Origin of the sequence: Rhizobium sp. AP16, from assembly GCF_000281735.1 — a bacterium.
In the GTDB taxonomy this organism is placed as follows: domain Bacteria; phylum Pseudomonadota; class Alphaproteobacteria; order Rhizobiales; family Rhizobiaceae; genus Rhizobium; species Rhizobium rhizogenes.
In genome coordinates this window covers 1-7,342 of the sequence record NZ_AJVM01000025.1, presented here as the reverse complement: position 1 = coordinate 7,342, position 7,342 = coordinate 1, and the positions used below count along the sequence as shown (strand labels likewise).

Below are 7,342 nucleotides of genomic sequence, written 5' to 3'. Positions count from 1 at the left end.
GCGGGGCGCAAACGGCGCCGGCCAAGAGTGATCGTTGAGGCGGCGCGATGATGCAAAACTGTTCAGTTTCCGGCTATGTTGGTTTTCATGCGTGGCTGATGCGGGGGTTGCAATACTGCTGCGCCCTGCTTCTGGCGACGGTGCTCGCCTCTTGTGTCACCACAGATCCGCGGTTGGTTGCGGCGCTCCAGCGCACGTCGGTGCGTGAGATCCGAATCGAGACGGCGCCCGACGTTACGATGACGGGTCTTTTCACTCAAGGCAAAGCCGATCCGCAACTTTCCATGGTCGTTCGTACCTTAAAGAGCACGATGGAGAAGGAACTGATCGGCGTGCCCGGCGGTCCGACCCGCGGGCGGCTGGTTGTTACTCTGCACACGGTCGATTTGAGCACGAAGGCTGGCCGCATCCTGATCCATAGCGACAGCGGCATCAGTGGGACGGTTCGGCTTGAAGACGCCAAGACCGGTCAACTGATCGCGGAGAACCCGAGCGTTGTCGGCGTGAACCCTGCGATGAGGGGTGAGGGTTATGGCATATTCATAGCAATGGCCGTCAACGCAGTCGCTGCCGCCGGACCGGAGGACATCCTAGCCCAACGCCTGTCGAAATCCTTTACGCAACAAGTCAAAATCTGGCTGACCAAGAAATAGGGCAGCTCCGGCGGCGGACCTCTGCCCGCCGCCGTTGTCACTGAGACCCGAAATGCATGAGACGGGTAGGCGTTCGAAAAGACAGAAACGAGTGATGAGCAAACCCGCATCGCATTGACGGCGGCGACGTGTTTGGATGGACCGTCGACGCCAAGCTCGCCGGCGGGCATGTGAATTTCGACATGGGGTATTCGGACATATTCGGCGGAATGGTCGACCGGCACGATGCACTATTGCGGCTTCAAACGCGCCAGCGGGGAGTGCAATTGCAGTTGCCACGTTTGTGGTTATTTTCGGCGGTTTTCTCACGCCATGGCTGTCCCGGGCGACGGCTTCAGGCTGGAGCACCGCATCCAGGTTCGTCCGCCATCGCTACGCCGCAAGGCTTGAAGCGCCCGCGGTGAACCATCCGTGATGCGTGTCTCTCCGTATTGCATATAGTCATTGGTGTAAAATTCACACGGTCTTTACCAAGCTCACGCGAACATTCCCAATGTTGGCTCCCTTTATCCGTGTGGCAATTGACGTCCGCCACCAAGTCGATCAAGAAAAATCTTCAATATGTGCCGCATGACGCGGCCTGGGCGAGGTGAGATGTAGGCTACATAGTCGGGCGAGAGCCGCGGACGTAGCCCGACCTCAGAAGGGCGAACGTATCATGGGCAAACATCCGCGCCAGGGGTCTGGCAAGTCGTACAGAGAATCGACTGCCTCGCAGTCGGCTGCGGGCGACATCGTTCATCGGCTCGTGCGCCTTGCGCACAAGGCACTTGCCCTGACGCTGAGCAGCCTCCTGGTATTGCAACCGACAATCGCCAACGCCCAGTCGGTCTCGGCGAGCACGGCAGCACCAACCGCCAATCAGCCGGGTGTCGGTGCAGCTCCGAACGGCGTGCCGCTGATCGACATCGTCACCCCGAACGGGGCTGGCCTGTCTCACAACAAATTTTCGGACTTCAATGTCGGCACGCCGGGCCTGATCCTCAACAACTTCAAAGGCGAGGTCGGTACCTCAAACCTCGGCGGCGCCACACCTGGCAACCCGAACCTCAACAGCTCCAGCCCCGCTTCGGTCATCCTCAATGAGGTGACCGGTGGGAACCGGTCTGCACTTAACGGCCCAACGGAAGTGTTCGGGAGCAGGGCAGACGTCATCATAGCGAATCCAAATGGCCTGACTTGCTCGGGCTGCGGCTTCATCAATACACCGCATGCGACGCTGACGACCGGCGTACCCAATATCGGCGCCGATGGCAGCCTGACCGGCTTCACCGTCAATGGCGGCGATGTCACCTTTGAAGGGGCAGGGGCAAATCTCGCGGCTGCTCCTGGTGCCGTCGACCTGTTCGACGTCGTTGCCCGCAATATCCACGTCAATGCACCGATCTACGGCAAGACCCTGCGGCTGACCGGCGGCGCCAGCCAATACAACTATGCCACCGGTGAAGCGACAGCACTGACCGCCACCTCCGGCACGCCGGAATATGCGATCGACGGCTCAGCCCTTGGCGCCATGCAGGCCGACCGCATCAAGGTCGTCGTCACCGAGAAGGGCGCCGGCGTCAAGATGAGCGGCGATATGGCCGCCAATGCCGGTGAACTGTCGCTATCGGCCGATGGCAAGATCTCGATCGGCAATGCGTCGGGCAGCCAGGGTGTGACCATCACCTCGAAGAGACAAGTCACCGCCGCCAAGGTCACGTCGAAACAGAAGGTCGTCGTTCAGGCCGATCAAGGCATCACCCTGCAGTCGGTGGCAGCCGACAGCGATATCGTACTTGCAAGCGGCACAGGCCTGCTCAGCGTCTCTGGTGACGTCAACAGTGGCACGACGGTGCAGATGAGTTCGGGCGGCGGCATTGCCGCCGGCAGTGTCACAGCAGGCAATGGTGCGGCGACGCTTTCGGCGACCTCCGGCAATATCGCGATTGCGGGTGCTGCCAATAGTACCGGTGATCTCAATCTGACCGCCACGGCCGGCTCGATCTCCGCGGGCTCACTGCTGAGCAACCAGAATATCGCGCTGAGCGCCGGACTGGATATCGCGGTTGCCGGTAATGTGCTGGCGCAAGGCAATGTTAGTGCCACCGGCCGGTCGATCGCCACCGGCATGGCCGTCTCAGGCATCAATGTCGCTGCCACCAGCGCCGATCCCAATGGCAATGTCGTGCTCGGCTCAGCCGGGAACCTCAGCCTGACAGCCACCGGCGGCAATGTTACCACCGGCAATCTGCTGTCGGCTGGAAGCCTCAGCACCAGTGCGACCGGCAATATGACGGCCGGGAACATCCAGACTACCGGTAATTTCACGGCGACCGCAGCCTCGTTGACATCAAGCAACATCACCTCACATGGGCTGCTCACCGTTAACGCCGCTACAAATGTGAGTGGCCAGATTCTTGGGAGCAGCAACGTCCTGATCTCAGGCGCGGCCATCCAGGCCGGTGCCATCGTCTCCGGTGTGGATTTCGCTGCAACGCAAGCGGCCAGCGGCAGTCTCGTCCTCGGTAGTGCCGGCGACATGACGCTGGCTGCCTCGGGCGGGCTTTCTGCCAATACATTGCTCGCGGCCGGAACCATTTCTGCCTCGGCCGCGGATCTGAGCGTCGGCAATGTCACCGGCCACCAGGCGATAATCCTGTCCGGCAGCTCCAGCCTGACGGCCACTGGCCAGGTTCTGGGAGCAGGCGACGTTTCGCTCTCGGGTGGGTCGATTTCGCTCAATCAGGTCATCAGTGGTCTTGATTTCGCCGCGACCGAAGCCAATGGCGGCAATATCACACTTGGCACGGCGGGTGATTTGACGCTGCAGGCCTCGGGCAATCTATCGGCCACCGCCTTGCTCGCGGCCGGCACGATCATGGCCACGGCGGCGGATCTCAGCCTTGGCAGTGTAACGGGTCACAGCGACATCGCGCTTTCCGGCAGCAACAGCCTGACCGTAACCAACCAGATCCTCGGAGCCAACGATATTTCGCTGTCGGGCGGTGCGGTTTCGACCAGCCAGGTCGTGACAGGGGTTGATTTCGCTGCCATGGCGCAATCCTCCACCGGCGCTATTATTATCGGTTCGACGGGCGACTTGACCGTTAACGCCACCAGCGCCACGGCCGGCCCGCTGCTGGTCGCTCGCGACCTCAACGTGACAGCTGGATCGTTCACGGCCTCCAACGTCACCGGTCATGGTGACGTCACCGTCAATGCCGCCTCGGATATCAGCGGTACGCTTCTGGCCGCTGGCAACGTCGCAATCACCGGCTCGTCCATTACGGCACGTGGCCTTGTCTCGGGTGTCGATTTTACCGCCACAAACCAGTCTGCTGACGGCAGTGTTGTGCTCGGTTCGAGCGGTGCGCTCACCCTTAAGGCCACCGCCGGGAACCTGAATGCCGCCAATCTGCTGGCGGCTGGCAACATCGTTGCCATTGCGAGCGGCAGCATCGGCAATAGCGTCGCCAGCAACGCCGTTGCCCATCAGAACCTGACGATGACGGCGGGCGGATCGATCGCTCTGGCCGGCCAGTCCATGGCCGCGGGTAATATCAACCTGCAAGGTCAGTTGATCACTGCCGCCAGCCTGGTTTCGGGCGTCGATTTCGCGGCGACGCGTGCCTCCACCAACGGTGCGTTGATGCTCGCGCAGGGTAATGCCCAGTCCGGCACCATGACGCTCACGGCCTCCAACGGCGATATCACCGCCAGTAATGCGCTGCTATCTGGTGGTAACTTCTCGGCGACGACAAGCGGCGATATCAGCTACGCATTGCTGCAGAGCCTTGCGAATGCCTCGCTGACTGCGCCGGGTACCATCAGCTACACCAACAACAGCAACGTCACCGGCAATCTGACCATCGATACCGGCACAATCGATCTTTCCGGAACGCGCGGCGCCAAGCTGGCCGTCGGTGGCACCCTGGCCGTCACAGCCACGTCCGCCAACCTGACGGGCAGCAGCTTGATCCTCGGCGGACTGGCGCTCAATCTCAGCGGCCAGGCCGATCTGACCGGCGCGCAAGTCAATACGGTCACGAATGCAGGTGGCTCCGGCGACATCGCCATCACCGCCGCCGGTCTGACCGCGAGCGACACCACGACGCTGCTCGCCGCCCACGACCTGACGCTGACCCTGCCGACGTTGACCAATAGCGGCCAGCTGGCCGCCGGCAACAACTTGACCATCAACACCAGCGGCGACCTCATCAATACATCGACTGGTCTTCTCTATGCCGGTAACGATGCTTCCCTTCTGGTCGCGGGAACGCTGACGAACGATCAGGGCGCCATTCTCGCCGGCGACGACCTGACGATCGCTGGCAGCACGCTTACGCAGCGCAATCAGGCGACCACCAATATCTCCGGCCTCATCCAGGCCGGCGGTGACATGTCTATCTTGACGTCCAATCTGACCAACAAGCGGTCGACAACGCCGACATGGACAACCGGCGTACTGGTGTCCTCCGGCGGTGTTGTCGGCACGTTCGTGCTTAATCCAGACGTCGCCGGCAAGCCATTCGCCTATCTGGAAACCAGCGACCAGAATATGTTCCAGCTTTACCCCGGTATCGATCCGCCGGCGTGGCAGGACTACCAGCCATTGCTGTGGTCTGAAGCTACCCTTGCCGACGGCACCAGTTACCATGCTTGGACGTGGACTTCCGCGAACGGGCCGACTGAAGTCCGGCCAATCTATGATTGGATCCTGGCGAGAGTGCCGAAGGATGGCAACGGCACCCCTGTGCTTGATGCGAACAATCCGTCGAGGTATTTCATCGTCGACCAGGTCATTCGCGGCGGTTCGGACGCCAGCACCACCTATACCTGGGATCCGACCAGCAATCTCAGCCAGTCGGTTTATGAGGACCAGTTCACCACCGCGCTCACCCCAGAAGCGGTCATTCGGGCCGGTGGCAATCTCACCGTTGATGCCACCAACCTCACCAATTCCTATAGCAGGATTGAAGCGGGTGGCGATGCGACCCTCAAGGGTTCGACGTTCACCAACGAGGGTGTTGTCCTCAATCGAACCACGACGCTGACCTGCAATGCTCAGAGCGCCTGCACGGCTTACAATGCCGATGGCACGGCCGATCCGTCTCGCGATATCGCTAACGGCACGTCGATCGTGTCGGGTACGACGGTCATCGGCGGCGCGGCCGGCATCGTCAAGGCGGCAGGCAGCCTCAACCTCAACTATGCCATGGTCAACAATACGTCTGCCGCCGGTTCGGTCGCCGGACAGGCAACGGTGACGTCGCCCGCGACCTCCAGCGATCCGCTGTCTGCCCTGAACGGCATGACCGCAGGCGGCGCCCTGTTCACGGTCAATAGTGCGCTCTCCAATGTGGCCGGCAATGGCGCGCTTGCCGCCGGTGGCGGTCTGACCGCAGCGCTTGGCAATCTCACTCAGATATCCGCTGCGAACGTTGCGCAGCTAGCGGCACTCGCCAAACCGCAATCCGGTGGTGTCGGCGGCACGGTGCCGGGACAGGCCTTCATCTTCGAGACCCGCGCGGCCTTCCTAGACGTCTCGAAGTTCTATGGCTCGAGCTATTTCATCAACCGCGCCGGCTATAATCCGGAGACCGGCATTCCCTTCCTCGGGGACGCCTATTTCGACAATCAGCTCGTTGACACGCAATTGCGTCAGCTGGTCGGTGACGGGCTCGGAAACGGCTCCTTCATCCCCGGCAACAGCGCCATCGAGCAGATGAAGACCCTGCTCGACAACGGTGCTGCCTATGCCGAGGCCAATGGCCTTGCCTTTGGTCAGGCACCGACGCCTGAACAGGTCGCCAATCTCAAACAGTCGATGGTCATCTATCAGGCCCAGACGGTCAACGGCGTCCAGGTGCTGGCGCCGGTCGTCTACCTGTCGGCGGCCGACCGGGCCAAGGCGGGATCTGGCGCTGGCGCAATGATTGCCGGCAACACCGTCGATCTCAACGTCGGTGACCTCAACAATTCCGGCGCGGTTGCCGCTGCCGGCGGCCTCAACATTGCCGCAAGCTCAATCAAGTCGACAGGCAGTTTCTATGCCGGCGGCAACGCCAATCTCACCGCCTCGAACGGCATCACGCTCGCTGCCCAGACGATGACTATCGGCGGTCAGAACCTCGTCAATCCCAATGCTGGGGTTTCGGCTGGCGGTAATATCCAGCTAGCCGCTAACAACAGCGATCTCAATCTCCAGGGCGCCAGCGTCAAGGCGGGCGGCTCAGCTCAGCTCTCGGGCAACAATGTCAACCTCGCTGCGGTCAAGGTTGATAATGGTGGTCAACAGAATGCCACGGGTGCCCGTGTCAACGCCGGCGGTAATCTCGCCATCGCTGGCAATAACGACGCCAACATTATCGGGTCCTCCGCCAAGGCCGGCGGCGATCTCAGCGTCAAGGCCACGAATGGCGCGGTCAACATCGTCTCGACCGACGTCGCCCGCAAGACGAACGATGGCTACACCAAGACCACAGGCACCGACCAGCAGGCTTCACAGCTGTCTGCCGGTGGCAATCTGGAGGTCAATGGCAATACCGGTGTCTTGATCTCTGGCTCCGATCTGTCGGCCAAGGGCGATGTCGGCCTGACCTCGAACGGCGACATCAACGTCACCACCTCGCAGAACCAGTCGAACTCGACCTTCGGTAAGGGCTCCTCGTCGTCGCTGACGCATAATGGCTCCACGATTACAGCCG

At 61.4% G+C, this 7,342-nt stretch carries 2 protein-coding genes; both read left to right on the top strand.

The features are described from left to right. Window positions 1-98: 98 nt before the first annotated feature. A complete protein-coding gene (locus PMI03_RS11780; protein WP_039973845.1) occupies window positions 99-653 on the top strand; it encodes a hypothetical protein in 555 nt (184 codons plus the stop codon). Between the two features lie 658 nt (window positions 654-1,311). Next, the coding region (locus PMI03_RS11775) for a filamentous hemagglutinin N-terminal domain-containing protein (protein WP_007693298.1) at window positions 1,312-7,342 on the top strand (6,031 nt) is incomplete at its 3' end.

Bases quoted from the DNA above. Each gene is read 5' to 3' on its own strand.
- PMI03_RS11780 (WP_039973845.1), top strand. From the start codon at position 99: ATGCGGGGGTTGCAATACTGCTGCGCCCTGCTTCTGGCGACGGTGCTC.